This window comes from Alistipes sp. ZOR0009 (assembly GCF_000798815.1).
Classification (GTDB): Bacteria; Bacteroidota; Bacteroidia; order Bacteroidales; family ZOR0009; genus Acetobacteroides.
On record NZ_JTLD01000013.1, the window covers coordinates 31,276 to 49,558 of the forward strand.

An 18,283-nucleotide genomic window follows, 5' to 3' on the forward strand; every position below is an offset into this window, starting at 1 on the left:
ATCTTTCGTTCAACAAATAGATGCTGGAGGTAGAATAAATGGCAATTTTTCAAGATGAAAGGATAACAATCCCCCTCATAATGCTATTTTTGCGATAGAATTAAATCAACGCAAATTGATAAATTACTTACTTAAGAGAATTGGATACAGCCTTCTGATCATTCTTGGGGTGGTTACTCTAATATTCATGCTCTTTAATGCGCTTCCTGGCGATCCTGCTCGTATGATGATGGGCCAACGATCGGATGAGAAGTCGCTACAAATCATCCGTAAAGATTTGGGATTAGACAAACCTATCGGCGTTCAGTACCTAAGCTACATAAACGATCTATCTCCAATTTCGTTACACTCGTCCGACAGCACCTCCTTTTTTTACTTAGATAAGGAAAAGTATGGGAACTTTAAATCAGCCCAGCTGGGAAGTAAAATCATTGCATTTAAGGCTCCCTATCTAAGACGATCATACCTTACTCAAAAGCCTGTTGGCGAAATTATTTCAGAAACACTCCCAAACTCGTTCATACTTGCACTTCTTTCAATGGTCTTAGCCTCCATTTTAGGAATTGGAATTGGAATTTTGGTGGCATTAAAAAAAGGGACATGGCTCGACAAGGCAACCTTAGCCCTATGCTCAACAGGGATGGCTGTTCCTTCCTTTTTTGCAGCCGTTATTATAGGCTGGCTATTCGCGTACGTTTTGGGCGATTTTACAGGCCTTAATTTAACCGGCAACCTCTATGAGGTGGATCCGTACGGAAATGGAATCAACCTCATGCTCCAAAATATGGTGCTGCCTGTAATTACGCTAGCCGTACGTCCGCTCTCGGTAGTAGTACAGCTAACTAGAAACTCGCTCCTAGAAGTTTTTAGTCAGGATTACATTAGGACTGCAAAAGCGAAAGGATTGTCTACACGCAAGGTGGTTATGAGGCATGCCCTTAAAAATTCGTTGAATCCAGTTGTTGGGGCCATTTCGGGATGGTTTGCATCAATGATGGCTGGCGTTGTATTTGTAGAGTATATTTTTGGGTGGAAAGGATTGGGTTTTACAATGGTTCAAGCCCTATCCGGATACGATTTACCCATCGTTATGGGGTGTGTCGTTACCTTTTCTATTATATTTGTGGTCGTTAATCTTTTAACCGACATCACATACGGCTTGCTAGATCCGCGAGTTCGACTAAACGGATAGTAAATCACAGAGACAACTATAATAATCATACCATGAGAAGAAAAATTGTTGCTGGAAACTGGAAAATGAACACCACACCAGCAGAAGGAAAAGCGCTTATTGGCGAACTTCTTTCTAAAATTGCTGATGTACCAGCAGGAGTTGAAGTTATCGTTTCGACCCCTTTCACCCATCTTGTACCTGCCGCTGAGCAGCTGTCAGGTAGCCGTATAGCCCTCTCGGCTCAAAATTGTGCAAATAAAGAAAGCGGAGCTTACACCGGTGAGATTTCAGCCAAAATGGTTGCAGCAACAGGTGCTCAGTACGTAATTCTTGGCCACTCCGAAAGAAGAGAGTACTACGGAGAAACTGACGCCATTCTTTTAGAAAAAACAAAGCTTGCGTTAGAAAATGGACTTGCACCCATCTTCTGCATCGGAGAAAAGCTGGAAGAACGCGAATCGAACATCCATTTTGATGTTGTAAAGACACAGATTGAGGCGGTTGTTTGCCAACTTTCATCTGAAGAGTTAAGCAAGGTCGTACTTGCCTACGAACCCGTTTGGGCGATTGGAACAGGAAAAACAGCAACTAGCGAGCAAGCGCAAGAAATGCATGCGTACATCCGTAGCGTACTAGCGGTTAAGTTTGGAAAGCAGGCAGAAGAAGTTGCCATCCTTTACGGAGGTAGCGCAAAGCCAGGAAACGCCCCAGAGCTGTTCTCTCAGCCAGATGTTGATGGTGGCCTTATCGGAGGAGCATCTCTTGTTGCCGACGACTTTATTGCTATCGCAAAATCATTTTAAGACATAGTAAAGAGCAAAGAGGACTTACCTCATTTGCTCAATAAAAAAAGCCTGAGTCTAATATTAGACTCAGGCTTTTTTTGATGCTCCAACAGAGAAACATCACCTTAAAACAATACAATATTCACCCTATAAACTAATACAGGGAAGTCCTATAAACAAAAAATAGGCACGGAATAAATCCGTGCCTAACTTATTTTACAGAAAGACTATTACAATTTAGGACCTTCTCCAAAATTTGGAGCTCCTTTATCCTGCCAAACTCTTTCAGTATTCAATAGATTTGGTTTCTCATTAACACTAAAACTAAATCCTTGTCGTTTAGCAGCCTCCTTTTTAATATTATACATTAGATCCGTTGGACTTGGACTAACAATATCAAAACGACGAGGAATAAAATCATTCCCCTTAGGAGAAATATCTGCCCATGCTAGAATTGCACTATTTTTTCTAGGAACACCAGAACGTCTAACAGCAACAAATTGATCATCTGGTTGATACATAAAATGCAAATACTGTTGTATGTATACTTTTTCAAGTTTTTCTGCAACAGTACCAGATAACTGATAATCCGAATTTGCCATTAGAGCCTCAACTTCGCCGCTTTTCAAACCTATAAGTTCCTCTTTACTATCGTACTTAGTAAAATAATAAGGGATTTTATTCAATTTTGCAATATTATCATAAGCTTTAATAGACATTTCAACACCCTTGTTATAGTAAGATTCTGCTGATCCAGGAAGATTTGCTCCTTGTAACTTCAACTCTGCTAGATATAAATTAACTTCCGCTGTCGAGAAAAATAATCCATACCAAGGCATTGGCTCTTTATCTTGAACAACAGAAGCTCCAGGTATATCAGGAAATGTATAAACGACACGACCTCGAACTAACTCTTCCTGGAATGTTGCGTATGGACGATAAGTCTTTTCCGCCTTATTTAAGGTAATTTTCCATCTATTTACATCAAAATAGTCTCCATACTCAGGCTTATTATAAGCATTATAATCAGTTGGTAAACCATAATAACGAACCCATGGTTCTCCAGCACCCTTCCAAGCAACAAATGTTTTCTTTCCGCTTGCATCTGTAGTATACTCTACATTGCTCTCAATGTAAGAAGGAAGGGGTTTCCCTGCATCAAAAAAGCCTTGGACAACTTTTGAGTTAAAGTCATTCTTACTATAGAAAAATCTAACTCGAGGATCCTTGTTTTTAAGTAGCATATCAACAACTGGTTTTGATGCTGCGCCTGATGACACAGAATTGCCAAAGTGATATGGAGAATCCCCATCCTCACCATCTTGTGCAGTTGCTCTATTGTAAATAAAGTCATCAGTTAAACCATCAAGGACGCCAGCACTACTATTTACAACCTCCTCAGCTATTTTTAAAGCCTTCGCTTTATCAATACTTAAGTAACGTACAGCAATCTTAAGTTTTAAAGAGTTTGTAAACTTAGCCCATTTTGCTAAATCTCCTTGATAAACAAAATCTTGCTTACCCAAAGACACCTGGTCTTTAGCCTTAAAACCTTCTAACGCCTTATTTAATTCGCTTAACCACAATTCATATAATGATTCCATCGAATCATATTTTGGCGTAAGCAGCATTGGTTTTGTATACTTTGCCATGCAAGCTTCCGTGTAAGGAATATCTCCATACATATCAGAGTCAAACATTCCAAGGTAAACCATTAAAGGGTAGAACATACTCTTTATGCTCTCATATTTCTGCGCTTCTTTTGCATCCATTTGAGACATAAGGTTAGCAACCTCGCGATAATAAATCATCAACTTATAGGTTTGACTTCCTTGATCGCCGGTTTCCCCTTGTATATTAAAGTTATCAGCAAATCCCCCTGTAGGAGTAAAAGCTTGGCTCCACTGGTGCATATACTTTCCATTATAGAACCAATACTGATAACCCGAAGGCTCAAAACTTTGCAACCCCTTCGTAAACAAAAAAGGAATGTTACCTTTTGATATGGTCGCAGGATCTTGGTTAAGATCAGAAAAATCATCCTTACAACCTGTCAAAAAAGTTCCAACTATGGCTGCACCTGCTATTATTAATTTAAATCTCATTTCTATCTAAGTTTTGAAAGTAAACTAGAAACCTACATTTATCGTAAACATATAGTTCGCGGTATATGGGCTAAAACTACGAACCCTAAACTGAGAAGATCTAGTACCACGAACAGATTCTGGATTCTCATTATTTGGCATTGTGTTATACAAGTAGCCAAGGTTACGAGCAGAAAATGCTAGGCTTAAATTTTTTGCGCCAATCTTTGAAAAGATACTTGCTGGCATATTGTAATTCAGAGTGATATCTCGAAGCGCAATGTAACTTAACTTTTTGAACCAGTTGTCATTGATTGTTCCAGAAGACCAAGCATTAGTCCAATAATGATATGCAGAAGCATGTACTGGATCTACAAATCCCTTCTCATAAGCCTCCTTGTAAGTCATTCCACCTATATTCTTAGAAGTACCATCAGGCATTTTAATCACCTGACCAGCATCAAAAACTCCATCAGGAATCATACCATCACTATAAGTCTTTCCATCCCAAATACTCTTAAAAGTGATTCCTCCATGAGAAGGATCTCTCCATTTCAAAGAACTTTCAGAAATACCATAAGCTGTTGCATAACGAGATCCAAATGATGCAATGTATCCTCCAAAACGAGCATCTAAAGAAACTCTTACACTTAAGTCTTTCCAACGTAGACCTGTAGACATAGATCCTAAAAAGTCTGGTGTAATTTTGCCTACTTCTTCAACTTTACCGCTTCTTGCCGGATATGCAACACGAAAATCATCTCTCCATACAAAAACATTACGCCCTTGTGCATCTTTTTTGGGAAGAATATCTGACATCAACACTCCATATGAGCCTCCAACTTTAGCAACAGAACCTACTCTATAGTTACCATAATTGGTAGAACCATCCAATGTGATAAAATCAGCAACACTCTCATGAAGAGATATTATCTTACTCTCATTACGAGTATATGTAAAATCAAGACTCCACTCCCAATCTTTACTCTTAAAAGGGATTGTATTTAATGCGATTTCAACACCAGAGTTTTGGATATTCCCAGCATTAATGAACATTTTATCAACCCCTGAAACAGAAGGTACGTCAACCTGCATAATTTGATTCTTTGTATTCTCCTTATAGTAGGTTGCATCCAAGTTAATGCGACTCCCTAAAAAGCGCCAATCGGCTCCAACTTCCCAAGCATTCTTCCGCTCTGGTTTAATTGATGGATCATAAGCCATATTAGGAAGTTTCAATCCATAAACGAAACCATCTCCAATAGACCACTTGTTCATTTCATAGCCAGAGTTAATAACATAAGGGTCTGTATCGTTTCCAACTTGAGCCCATGATGCTCTAAATTTTCCAAAAGAGATCCAATCAGGCAACTTAAATGTCTCACTAACAAGCCATGACCCATTCACAGATGGATAAAAATAAGAATAATTACCAGAGCCATTAGCATACACTAATGCAGACGACCAGTCATTACGCCCTGTTACATCCATAAAAATTTGATTCTTCCAACTAGCGCTAGCTTGGAATGCGACAGACATCATTCGCTTTGTACCTTCTATCTTTCCTGTTGAAGAAATCGCATTTTTACTGTTTTTTAGGAAATACTGACCAGGTACAATTAGGCCTCCATTAGTACTAGCGTCCATAGACTGAGTAAACGTATTAAAATACTCACCTCTTAAGAATCCTCCAAAAGTCCAATCTCCCAAAGTCTTATTGAATATGAACGATGCATTAAGATTAGTTTGCTCTTTAGTACTTTCTGATAAAGAGTAAGAACCTCCTTCATTAGCATATCCTTGTCCTAATATTTTACTTTCACCCCTAACATAGTAATAATTAAAACTACCTTCTGTTTTAAATTTCACCCAACTTAAAAGATCAACATCCAAAGATAAAGTAGGTCTAACATTTGTTTCTTTTTGCTGTGCTGAATTTTCATAAATAGAAAACCACAAATCAGCACCTGGATTATACCCATTCGCATCACCATAGTCCGAATTTGCAACTCCACCATGAACACCTTTGTAATTGTTCATATAACGCTTGGTATCATATGAACGCCCCAAAACACCTTGAGAAAAATAATCACCAAGATTTGGCTGAGGGTTTTTGGGGAGAGAATTAGCAAATGAAAGAGATGCATCTAATCTAACTTTATCGGAAATTTTTTGAGATGCTTTCGTTAAAAAAGCGAATCGTTCGAACGAATTTCGAGGAAGAGTACCTGTCGCCTTTTTATACGATAAAGATGAATAGAATGTAGTTCTATCGTTACCTCCTGTTATTGCCAAATTTGTATTTGAATTGTAACCTAACTGATATGCATCAGTGTAATTATCCTTTACAGCAGCATAACGGCGCATAACGCCATCATAGTCTTCCACCAACTTATTGCTATAAATATCATAACTTGGCCCAAAATGACGATTCGTAGTAACGGCTCTCAAAGAGGCATCCCCTTTAGCATTCAGATAAAACTGGTTGGCATTATCATATTTAAAATATCCGCCTGCAGGGTTAGGTAATCCATATCCTACATTACCAAAATAATTTCCAGAACCATATTCATTTTGCATATCTGGAGCAGCAAACACGTGGTCAATACCAAATGTCTGCGTTAAAGAGATACCTAAGCCCTTTCTTGCCTTTCCGCTTTTAGTTGTAATAACAACAGCACCAAAAAGACCTCTAGAGCCATAAAGAGCCGTTGCAGCAGCTCCTTTAAGAACTGATACAGATTCAAAATCGTCAGGATTTAGGTTCTTCAACTCATTACCAAAATCTTTTGAATCAGAATCCCAGTCCGCATCTCCCGATTTTGACACTCCATTATCCAATATAATACCATCAACTACATAGATCGGCTGGTTATTCCCCTTCAACGTTGAGGCTCCACGAATCTGAATTTTGGTAGATCCAAACATCCCTCCATCTGAACTAGCAATATCAACACCTGCAACTTTCCCTTGTAAAGACGAAACGGGATTAATATTATTTGTTTTCAAATCATCCCCTTTTAATTCCGTAACGGCATATCCAAGAGCCTTGGTCTGACGCTTAATACCCAACGCAGTTACCACAACCTCATCCAACTTTCGAGCATCTGCTTGAAGTTGAACTTCGATAGAAGTTTTTCCTGCAATGGCTACATCTTGCGATGTGTATCCAATAAATGAAAATACAAGGGTCTTTGCCCCTTCTGGTAGTTTAAGGCTAAACTTACCATCGATGTCGGTTACTGTACCAACTCCTGCTTTTTCCTTAACGGTAACGTTAACGCCAGGAAGCGTGCCTCCATTAGCGGCATCCTTCACCACTCCTGTGATGGCTTTCTGCGCGTATATCCCGTTAGAAAAACCTAACAGAATAAACAGCACAGTAAGTCCTACCGCCTGCTTTAAAAGTTTTCCCATAGTGTAATTTTTTTTGATAAATGGTCGTCGCAAAAATATACCTTTTAACTTCCTTTAGCAGGTCTATTTTTTTTATGAGTTCTATAATTAAACGTTTTTAAATGTAAGACATATCTAAATGATGCCTTATACGCAAAATGAACATCCACTTTTGCGCAGAAACAACAATTATACTACTAATAATAAGCAACTTAACAACAATTGTGCAATAATTTGCATTTTAACACTAAATCTGCTTATTGAAAGCAATACTTAATGTTAACAATAAAAACACCTTCATTTTTTAGCTAAAAAAGTAGGGTAAAACGCTAATAAACTACGAACAAAACACAAATATGTTCTACATAAAGGCGATTTTCCGCAAATATTCATCAACAGTAGACCAATCCATTGGCCGAACGAGATTGAAAATAGAAGCAATTCGCCTTCGCCCCTTGTTTTTTCCTTTTCACCTAGCAACTCGCAATAAGCGATGGCACAAAAGAGTCTTACAGAAAAGTTACCTTCAATCCCAAAAACAAAGACTATGGTAAAAACAACCAAATACGCCTTACTTATAGTTCTGACAGCATTAGGAATCTCTGTAATGGCACAAAGAGGTAGCACCCCCGAGCAACGAACACAACGTCAAGTAGAAATGCTGACACAAATGCTTTCGTTATCAGACGCTCAGGCACAGAAAGTGCAGGATATCGTGCTAGATTTTAACATCCAAATTCAAAAAATAAGAGAAAGCCAACCGGAAAGCACACCTTGGACGCCAGACGAAAAACTAATAGAAAAAAGAAACGCATCGCTTAAAGAAGTTCTAACTCCTGAACAGTTTGAAAAATTTAAGCAGTCTCCGATGGCCAAAGGACAAAGAGGTCCAAGAGATAATAAGAGGCAGCAAGCTACAAGGCAAGATTAGCATCTTATCTCTTTATAGTATCAAACTAATTATTTGGAAAGAGCATTAAGCTCTCTTTTAGTTTAATATTTACACAATTGAACATACAAGCATAATGAAACCAATGCTAAAGCAATTTTACCTAGCAATACTTGTCATGCTACCTGTCGTTAGCATAGCACAAACCGCAAAGGTAACTGGTGTTGTTGTTAACACCACCAGCAAGCAATCCCTACCAGGAACTAATGTCATACTTATAAGCCAGCAAGATTCTACAAAGAAGCACCTTGCGGCATCTAATGCCAAAGGGGAATTTGTATTCAACAATATTCCCATGCAGGCCTACCGCCTTGAAGTTTCATTTATTGGTTTCGAGAAATACTCGAAGAACGTTGTAATCAACAAAACGCCCCTATCGCTAGGGACCATTAAACTAACAGAAGAAACAGTACAACTCGCAGGCGCAACTATCGTTAAAACTGCCGTTCGTGCTAGCGTAAAAGGCGACACGACAGCATATAATGCAGAAGCCTTCAAAGTTGCAAAAGATGCTGATGCTGAGAACCTGATCACCAAAATGCCAGGAATAACCTCCAGTAATGGAACGCTTACAGCCCAAGGAGAGGCCGTAAAAAAGGTTCTGGTTGATGGCAAACCCTTTTTTGGCGATGATCCTACAGCTGCTCTAAAAAGTTTACCAGCAGAAGTCATTGATAAGATTCAAGTTTTTGATAAAATGAGCGATCAATCAGAGTTTACAGGGTTTGATGATGGCAATGCCGTAAAAACCATCAACATTGTAACTAAGCAAAATAGAAGAGCAGGTCAATTCGGAAAAGTTTTTGCAGGCTATGGTACCGATAACAAGTATAACGTAGGTGGTAATGTCAACTTATTCAAGGGCGACTCCAGAACCTCCATTTTAGGTATGAGTAATAACGTAAACCAGCAGAACTTCTCATCCGAAGATATTTTAGGAGCCCTAGGCTCTGGTGGTGGACGTGGAGGCATGAGAATGATGGGTGGCCCAGGAGGCGGTTCTGGAGGATTTGGAGGAGGCCCTGGTGGTTTCGGAGGCGGAGCATCAAACTTTACCGTTGGGCAACAAAGTGGAATCTCAAAAACATCCGCTTTGGGCATAAACTTTAGCGACAAATGGGGCGAAAAGGTAAACTTTACCGGAAGCTACTTTTTTAACTACAGCAATACAACCAACGACCAAACAACCAACCGCCAATATTTTGGGGATGCCGATACGGCGCAGCATTACACGCAAACCAACACCTACTCTACAACCAACTACAACAACCGAGTAAACCTCCGCATCGAATACAATATCGACCCCAAAAACTCGCTAATCTTCACTCCTAACCTAACATTTCAGAGCACCAGATCTAGCTCATCCTCTGCTGCACAAACCGAGCAGGGGAACGGCACGTTGCTAAGTAAAACAAACAACAACGTCACCTCGTGGAGCGAAGGTTACAACCTTAGTAACAGCATTCTGTTCCGCCACAAGTTCGATAAGCAAGGCAGAACGTTTTCTCTCGATTTTGGGCTTAACTACAGCAATAAAAATGGTAAAAACGAGCAAGTTGGAAGTAGGCTTTTTGCAAAAAGCGTAAAAGATACCATCAACCAATACTACAATACCGACAATAAAAGTTACGGCATTAACGGAACTGCCATCTACACCGAACCTATAGGCAGCAAAATGCAGCTAATGGTAAACTATAACGCAGGCTATACCAAAAGCGATAACGATAAGAGAACCTACTCCATCAACAAAAAGAACATGCAGGAGATGCTGCTAGACACGCTCCTATCAAACGTATATGAAAACGACTACCTAACTCAACGTCTAGGTGTTGGAATTAGGCTTAAGGGCGATAAAATTAATGGAATGGTAAACGTAATGGGGCAAAGCGCCTCGCTTTTGGGAGATGAGACTTTCCCTGTTTCCTATAAGCTAGACAAAAACTATACGAATTTGCTACCAATGATGATGTTCAACTACAAAATGGACGCATCCAACAGCCTTCGATTGATGTTTGGTTCTCGAACCCAAGCTCCATCAATATCGCAGCTGCAAAGCGTTGTTGACAATAGCGATCCGCTTAACCTATACGTTGGTAATCCCGACTTGAACCAGTCATTTACCAATAACATCAACCTTAGGTATAGCTACACCTCGGCAACTAAGGGAAAAACATTCTTCGTGTTTTTAAGCGCGCAAAATACCGACAGCTATATTACCAACTCCATTACAACAGCCAACCAAGCGACAACTCTTCCTAACGGAACAATCCTCAAAAAGGGTGCAACGCTTACCAAACCTGTGAATTTAAATGGATACTGGAGCGTTAATAGCATGATAACTTACGGTTTTCCATTTGCTCTTATTAAAAGCAACGTAAATATATCAGCAGGAACCACCTTTAGCCGTTTACCTGGTCTTTTAGACAATCAGAAGTACGAAACTAAAAACATTTCGCCCAACGGAAGCGTAGTTATTGGCAGCAACTTTAGCCCCAATTTCGATTTTTCGCTTTCCTACAACGCATCTTACAACTTTATTAAGAACAGCACCAAAACCGCTAAAGATCAAAACTACTGGAGCCAAACCGCAAAAGCAAAGCTGAACTGGATTATCAAGAATCGCTTTACATTTACCCCCGACGCCACCTACCAGAAGTACAACGGTAGCAGTTTTAACGAGGAGAGCGTGCTCGTAAATCTCAATATTGGGGTTAAAATGTTCAAGAATAGGCAAGGCGAGCTAAAGCTGGGTGTATACGACCTGCTCGATCAGAACCAAAGTTTTAACCGATCGGTAAACAGCGTTTACGTAGAAGATAGCTACAACAGCGTGCTTAAACGCTACTTTATGGCAACCTTTGTTTACAACCTCCGAAACTTTAAAATCTAACGGATAACAGAAGAAAAGGAATCGCCTCGATACCTTACGATCTCCCCAATCCCCCCTCAAAGGTTGGTGGAGATCGTTTTTCTCTTTATCCGTAAAGATTAGGCCATTTTACAAAAGTTGGCTACATTCGAGAAATCACTAAGCTTATTTAGCATGACTTTTTCTGAGCATATCATAGAATACTTCCGCTCGCTTCGCTTCGATATCGAGGTACCGAACGGCGTAGAGTCCATGAATCCGTACCTGCTGCCATCTACCATGGATGCGGTAGAAAAGTACTACCATAAATACTACAACGACAACAATCCGCGAACCTTTATTGTCGGCATTAATCCTGGCCGATTTGGCTCTGGCGTTACCGGTATTGCCTTTACCGATACCGTTCGCCTCGAAAAGGATTGCCACATCGAGCACAGCATACAACCTACCACCGAACTGTCGTCGGAGTATATTTATAACGTGGTAAACGCCATGGGAGGCGCTTCCGAGTTCTTTGCACGCTACTACCTTACGGCCCTATCGCCTATCGGCTTTACCAAAGACGGAAAAAACTACAACTACTACGATTCTCCTGCCATGGTAAAGGCTACCTTGCCCTACATGAAAGAGCAATTTGAGCAGCAAATAGGATTTGGAGCCAACAGAAAGGCTGTTTTTAGCCTCGGATCGGGTAAAAACCACCAATATCTTACCCGCATAAACGAAATGCTCGGAAAACCCTTCGAAAGAGTCGAAGCCATCAACCACCCGCGCTTTGTTATGCAGTATAGGCGTAAAACCATGCAGCAGGAGATAGCAACCTTTATAAATACCATCAACAACGATAGGTAGAACATCAAAAAACAACCATGAACAGCCGAACTAAGAAGATAATGGTATTCGTACTAATTGCGGTTATAATTTGCCTGCTGGCAAATATCAACCAGCTAATTGGTCTTCTGATGAATGATTTTCCTCGACCACCTCGCCACCATCACCGTCCGCCCGACGGGCTAATAAAGATGCAGTACCGGCTGACTGGCGAAATCATCCTATCGCTGGTGGTAAGCTTTGGAATAATGATCTTCAACTCGGGGATGCTGATATGGTATAACGCCAAGAAAAAGCTAAACCAGCCGCTGGTTATAACCATCAGTACCGTGGTGGCCTTCCTGCTTTTCTTCCTGCTTTTCCTTGCCTTTATGCCCGACAGACGTCCCTCGCGCATGTACTTCCTTCTTTTATCGAAGGTGATATTTGTGGTGGTAGTCTCCATATCGGCCGGGCAGCTTTACCGCCTAATCTGGCAAAAGCAGCAGGTGGAACTCGAGAATGAGCAGCTAAAAACCGACAATATCGAAAGCCGCTACATGGTGTTAATGGATCAGGTTAACCCGCACTTCCTGTTCAACTCGCTCAACTCGCTGGCGTACCTCATACGCGAAAGCCAGCAGGAAAAAGCGCTTACCTTTATAAACGAGCTCTCCTCCATCTTCCGATACGTGCTCCAAAAAAGAAGCAACGAGCTCGTTACGCTGCACGAGGAGATCCTCTTTACCGAAGCCTACCGTTACCTGCTCGACATACGCTACGAGCACAAGCTCTTTTTCGAAATCAAGATTGCCGAAGAGGATATGCAGCGGAAGCTGCCGTTCCTAAGCTTGCAGCCGCTCATCGAAAATGCCGTGAAGCATAACGCCATCAGCTCCAAGCAGCCGTTGGCCATCTTTATCTACACCCTCGATGGGACGCTGGTGGTAAGCAACCCCATCATCAGCAAAATATCCACCGAAAAGAGCACTGGAATTGGGCTGAGCAACCTCTCGCACCGCTACCAGCTGCTTACCGGCAAAAACATCACCATCGACAACGATGGCAAAACATTTATCGTCAAAATTCCGTTGATTTAGCATGAATGCGCTGATTGTTGAAGACGAAATGGCCGCCCAACGCAACCTATGTTCCGTTTTGGCCAAGGTTGCACCGCAAATAGAGGTGGTAGCAACCACCGAATCGGTAACCGAAACGGTAGAATGGCTGCTGCATAACGCTCAGCCCGACATCATTTTTATGGACATCCACCTTTCCGACGGTCACGCGTTTCACATCTTCGATATCATCGAGGTAAAAGCGCCCGTCATCTTCACCACCGCCTACGATCAGTACGCCTTAGAGGCCTTTAAGCTCAACAGCATCGACTATTTGCTAAAACCAATCAAGCCCAACGAGGTGGAGCACGCGCTTAACAAGCTCCGTCGCCTTTCCAACCAGGAGCTTATCGAAAAGCTACGGAACACCAAGCTCCTTCCGCCCACCCAACAAACCTCCGTGCTCCTCGTTCCGTTTAAGGATAAGATTATTCCCATTACGATGGAGGATGTTGCCTTTTTCTACACCACCAACGAGCGTACCCAGGTGGGCACCACCGATGGCCGGCATTACCCGCTCGATAAATCGCTCGATACCATTATGGGCCAGCTCTCCGAAGCCAACTTCTACCGCGCCAACCGCCAGTTTATCGTGTCTCGACACCAAATTAAGGACATCGACGTGTGGATTGGCAGCCGGCTAGCCCTTAACCTTACGGTTGAAACGCCCGAACGGATCATCATCAGCAAAAATCGCGTGGCCGAATTTAAGGGATGGATAGCGCGCAAGCGATAGCGGCCCCTTTTTTAGCCGCTTTCCGAAGCAAAGCACCATTCGTGCGGCACAAAGCTTCCCACGCTAGCAAAAACGCCAATTATAGCCGTTAGAAATGTATTTACGGTAGGCAGAAATGTATTTCCGATAGGGAGAAAAGGCTATCCGTTGGGGGAAAGCTCCTGTCCAATGGGGGAAAGTGATTATCTGCTGGGGGAAAGTTTCTATCCTGTGGGGGAAAATCATTTTCCAAAGGGGAAAGCCTCCATCTAGCGGGGGAAAACAAGTTTATGAGGGAGAAGAAGTCCATCCTATAAAAATAAGTTATGTTCGAGGAACCTGCATCCCCTGTCAACTCCCAAAAATAAGGGCGCATAGCCGCCATATTTCCGCTTTACCCTCCAATTATTCCCTTTCGCCGCTAAATGGCAATATAACGTCCCCATTCATCGCTTTCTTGCATATTGTTTTAATCAAATCACTCAAAGAAGCATGGTACGTAAGAGTATAAAAATGCTGCTGATGCTGATCTGTCTGGCTAGCGTAGCCAACGCGCAGCATCCGCTGGATTACAAGCTCTCGAGCTGGTATCTGGGCACGTTGGATAAGGTGCTCGATAAGATCTCGGCCGAAGCAAACGTAAAGATCGAGTTCGACAGGGAACGGATGAAGGAGATTTACCTGGATCATCATCCCATAAAGCAGCCGCTAAAGGAATTTTTGGAGGTGGTGGTATGCAAAAACAACAAGCTTAAGTACTACATCTCCGACGCGGGCACCGTTGTAATTATCGACCGCTGGACGGTGCAAAACGAGCAGCGGCTCGACGAAAACGAGAAGTACAAAGGAAAGCCTACCCGGTTCAAGTTTTCCCTAACGGGTAGGATTATCGACGTGGCCTCGGTGGAGCCCCTTCCCTTTGTCAACATCGCCATTCGGGGCACCTCGATGGGAGCAAACACCAATGCCGACGGCTACTTTACCTTTCCGCGCATTCCATCCGACACGGTGGCGCTGCTAATTAGCGCCGTAGGCTACAAGCCCAAGCTGATACACCTCTCTCCGAGCACTCCACTCGAGAATCTGATTGTCAAAATGGAGGTAGATGCGGTAAACTTAAAGGAGGTGGTGGTGAATGGCGATAAAAAGGACGTGCTGCAAACCAACAGCAAGGTGGGAATGATAAAAATGTCGCCCATAAAGCTCTATACGCTGCCTAGCCTTGGCGAAAAGGACATTTTTCGCTCGTTTCAGCTGATGCCAGGCATTAGCGCTGCCAACGAAAACTCGTCGGGGCTGTACGTTCGTGGCGGCACGCCTGATCAATCGCTGGTGGTGTACGATGGATTTACGGTTTATAACGTAGAGCACCTCTTTGGCTTCTTCAGCTCGTTTAACAGCAACGCCATAAAGGATATTCAGCTCTACAAGGGCGGATTTGATACCAAATATGGAGGACGCATATCAAGCGTTGTGGAAATTACAGGAAAGGAGGGAAACAAGAAGGAGTTTGGTGGCTTTGCCGATGTGAGCCTCATGTCGGCCAACGCATTTATCGAATTCCCCATCGGAGAGAAGTTTACCTTTATTGCAGCGGGCCGCCGCAGCTGGGAGAGCCCCCTTTACGACAAAATCTTCAAAAAGTACTCCAACTCGTCAAGCAGCAGCGCCCCAACGGCACCGTCGGGCAAGCGTTTTGGCGGAAATGACATCGCCTCATACTTTTACGACTTCAACACCAAGCTAACCTTCCGCCCCACCGATAAAGACATCGTATGGCTAAGCTTTTACACCGGCAGCGACGATCTTTCGAACGACATCACTTCGGGCTTTAAGGGGATGCGCCCTCCGGGAGGTGCCGGAGGTGGATTTTCCAACTTCAGCATGTCCAACATCGACAAGTCGAACTGGGGAAATCTCGGAGTTTCGCTTAAATGGTCGAGAAAGTGGAGCCAAAATTTCTATGGCAACTTCCTTGTTGGCTACTCCAACTACTTTAGCAATAGGGATAGAAGCAGCAGCGGCTCCTACCTCGATTCATCGGGCACCTCACAGTCTATAAAGCGTGGCGTAATGGAGTACAACCACCTCGATGACTATACCGCTAAGGCCGATTTTGAGCAGAAGCTCAACGATCTTCATACGCTCGAGTACGGAGGCAGCATAACCTACAACAAAATAACGTACAGCTACGCTCAAAGCGATACTGCAAAACTCCTAGATCGGCAAAATAGCGGAATGCTAACCTCGCTCTACCTGCAGGATAAGCTGTCGTTTTTAGATAGCAAGCTGCGGGTTACGCCAGGTCTAAGAGGTAATTTTTACGTCGTTACCAGCAAAATATACCTAGAACCAAGGCTTACCTCGTCGTATCAACTCAACGAGAGGTGGAAGTTAAAGGCATCAGTAGGCCGCTATTACCAGTTTGCCAAGCGGGTTGTGCGCGAAGATATCATGGCCGGCAGCAAAGACTTCTGGACGCTAAGCGATGGGAAAAACCTCCCTATAACCTACTCCGACCAGCTGATTCTTGGTGCCTCTTGGGAAAATCCCATGTACCTCTTCGATGTAGAAGGATACTACAAGAAAGTCAGCAACCTAACAGAGTACTCGCTTCGATTTTCCAAGTCGCTTGCCGTTGGCTCCTTCGAACCCGGAAATGGCGGCCCTAATAGTGGCAGCGTAACCTATCAAGATCAGTTTCTTACCGGAAAAGGGCGCGTACAGGGTATTGATTTTTTACTACAAAAAAAGCAGGGCGATTTTACGGGATGGATTGGCTACACCTTAGGAAGAGTCGTTAACCACATTAACAGTTACGGAAACTACGACTACTATGCCTCTAACGATGTTACCCACGAGTTTAAAGCGGTGGCAACCTACCATTGGCGCAGCTGGGATTTCTCGGGAACCTGGATTTACGCTTCGGGCAAGCCATATACCGCTCCAGAAGGGGGGGTACACCATAACCCTACTCGATGGAACAAAGAAATCCTTCGTTACCGTATCTACCAAAAACGGAATGCGCCTACCCGATTACCATCGTCTCGACTTATCGGCAACGCTAAACTTTAAGCTAGGAGGACGAATACCGTGCACCTTCGGAGCATCCATTTTCAACACCTATAACCGAACGAACGTGTGGTATAAGCAGTTTGATATTGTCGAAAATAGCATCATCGAAACGAACGTAAACTACCTTGGCATTACGCCAAACATCAACTTTTCCATTAAATTTTAGAGAATAGCCCAAAATGAAAAGACAAGCTAATTTTATAAAGAAGGGGATATTCCTTCCCACGCTTCTTTTTATTGTAGGATTTTCGTCGTGCCAAAAGTTAGATCTCCAAACATCGAACCCCGACCGGGTAGTGGTTAAGGGATATCTTTTTGCGGGACACTCCGTTTCAATTAACATAATCAAGCAGCTCATTTACGGCTCTACCGATAGCACCACACATCCTGTCGAAAATATCGATGTAACGATTTCAGATAGTCATGGAGCCATTTTTCCGCTTGTTTATCAAGGAAAAGGTGTTTACACTTCCGAAAAGTTAATTGTAGCAGCTGGCGAAACTTACACGCTAACGTTTACCTACAACGGAAAAGAAATTTCGGCAACAACTACCGTTCCGAGCAAGCCTCAAAACTTTTATGGGACAAGCCTAATCAAAGTTCTGCCCATTGGAAGCGAATCGGGACCACCCTCCCATTCCAAAGCAGAATACAGTTGGAGTAATCCCAATAACGGCTACTTCCTGCTTGTTGTAGAAAACACAGAAGCTAAACCAACACCAATAAACGACACCACCCAATACGAGGCATTTCCTGCGTTTAGACAATCACCCACGCAAGGAAGCACTATATCGTTAATGGGCCGCTCGTTTTACTACTACGGAAATCACAACGTTATTCTATATGCTATAAATAAAGAGTACGTTGATTTATATGAGGATACAGGAAACACATCGCAGAATATAACTAATCCACCTGGTAATATAAAAAATGGTTTCGGGGTATTTACAGCCATCAACTCCGACACCTTGAAGTTAGAGGTAACAAATTAGTACTAAGAGATAAAAAGACAAATAACATATACAAAAAGAGGCTTCCCTTTACAGAAACGCCTCTTTTTTCATTGAAAGCTCTAATACATAAAAAACTCGCTTTGCAGACAACATCACGAGTTGTATTTTGGTGCAGCAAAACCGCTGAATGCTACATAAATATCATTTATAAAGACAGAGAAGTCGACAAATAGAACGCTCTCTATATAAAAAAAAAGCCTCATCAATTGATGAGGCTTTGTGGAGAATAACGGATTCGAACCGTTGACCCCCTGCGTGCAAGGCAGGTGCTCTAGCCAGCTGAGCTAATCCCCCG

Annotated in this window: 12 protein-coding genes and 1 tRNA gene; 10 read left to right on the forward strand and 3 right to left on the reverse strand. The window is 42.5% G+C overall.

The window, feature by feature from the left end; all coding sequences use genetic code 11:
- Positions 1–115 precede the first annotated feature (115 nt).
- Together L990_RS04190 and tpiA are read left to right on the forward strand one after the other, a co-directional pair.
- Positions 116–1,192, forward strand: coding sequence for an ABC transporter permease (locus L990_RS04190; protein ID WP_047445852.1), 1,077 nt, complete (start codon positions 116–118; stop codon positions 1,190–1,192).
- Positions 1,193–1,224: 32 nt separating this feature from the next.
- Positions 1,225–1,977, forward strand: coding sequence for a triose-phosphate isomerase (tpiA, locus tag L990_RS04195; protein ID WP_047445854.1), 753 nt, complete (start codon positions 1,225–1,227; stop codon positions 1,975–1,977).
- A gap of 212 nt (positions 1,978–2,189) precedes the next feature.
- On the opposite strand, the gene L990_RS04200 is transcribed toward tpiA, so the two are convergent.
- Both L990_RS04200 and L990_RS04205 read right to left on the reverse strand, forming a co-directional pair.
- On the reverse strand, positions 2,190–4,064 hold the full coding sequence (locus L990_RS04200) for a SusD/RagB family nutrient-binding outer membrane lipoprotein (protein ID WP_047445855.1): 1,875 nt from the start codon (positions 4,062–4,064) through the stop codon (positions 2,190–2,192).
- A gap of 24 nt (positions 4,065–4,088) precedes the next feature.
- Positions 4,089–7,460 carry a SusC/RagA family TonB-linked outer membrane protein gene (locus L990_RS04205; RefSeq protein ID WP_047445858.1) on the reverse strand — a complete coding sequence of 1,124 codons (3,372 nt, stop codon included), beginning with the start codon at positions 7,458–7,460 and terminating at the stop codon, positions 4,089–4,091.
- 526 nt (positions 7,461–7,986) lie between these two features.
- Here L990_RS04205 and L990_RS04210 point away from each other — a divergent pair.
- The 8 genes from L990_RS04210 to L990_RS04240 all read left to right on the forward strand — a co-directional run bounded on the left by L990_RS04210 (position 7,987) and on the right by L990_RS04240 (position 17,967).
- The gene (locus tag L990_RS04210; protein WP_156121336.1) at positions 7,987–8,370 is read left to right on the forward strand and encodes a hypothetical protein; all 384 of its coding nucleotides are present in this window, start codon (positions 7,987–7,989) and stop codon (positions 8,368–8,370) included.
- A 94-nt stretch (positions 8,371–8,464) separates the two neighbouring features.
- Positions 8,465–11,278 carry an outer membrane beta-barrel protein gene (locus L990_RS04215; RefSeq protein ID WP_047445862.1) on the forward strand — a complete coding sequence of 938 codons (2,814 nt, stop codon included), beginning with the start codon at positions 8,465–8,467 and terminating at the stop codon, positions 11,276–11,278.
- Between the two features lie 153 nt (positions 11,279–11,431).
- The gene (locus L990_RS04220; RefSeq protein WP_047445864.1) at positions 11,432–12,109 is read left to right on the forward strand and encodes a uracil-DNA glycosylase family protein; all 678 of its coding nucleotides are present in this window, start codon (positions 11,432–11,434) and stop codon (positions 12,107–12,109) included.
- 17 nt (positions 12,110–12,126) lie between these two features.
- A complete protein-coding gene (locus L990_RS04225; RefSeq protein ID WP_052180720.1) occupies positions 12,127–13,167 on the forward strand; it encodes a sensor histidine kinase in 1,041 nt (346 codons plus the stop codon).
- Position 13,168: 1 nt separating this feature from the next.
- Entirely contained in the window at positions 13,169–13,921 is a 753-nt protein-coding gene (locus L990_RS04230; protein WP_047445865.1) for a LytR/AlgR family response regulator transcription factor, read from the forward strand.
- Positions 13,922–14,392: 471 nt separating this feature from the next.
- A complete protein-coding gene (locus tag L990_RS04235) occupies positions 14,393–16,975 on the forward strand; it encodes a TonB-dependent receptor (RefSeq protein ID WP_052180721.1) in 2,583 nt (860 codons plus the stop codon).
- On the forward strand, positions 16,923–17,141 hold the full coding sequence (locus L990_RS19850; RefSeq protein ID WP_156121338.1) for a hypothetical protein: 219 nt from the start codon (positions 16,923–16,925) through the stop codon (positions 17,139–17,141). The genes L990_RS04235 and L990_RS19850 overlap by 53 nt, the downstream gene beginning before the upstream one ends.
- A 13-nt stretch (positions 17,142–17,154) precedes the next feature.
- Positions 17,155–17,967 carry a DUF4249 family protein gene (locus L990_RS04240; protein WP_047445867.1) on the forward strand — a complete coding sequence of 271 codons (813 nt, stop codon included), beginning with the start codon at positions 17,155–17,157 and terminating at the stop codon, positions 17,965–17,967.
- A 241-nt stretch (positions 17,968–18,208) separates the two neighbouring features.
- On the opposite strand, the gene L990_RS04245 is transcribed toward L990_RS04240, so the two are convergent.
- Positions 18,209–18,282: transfer RNA gene (locus tag L990_RS04245), tRNA-Ala, on the reverse strand.
- Between the last annotated feature and the right edge of the window lies 1 nt (position 18,283).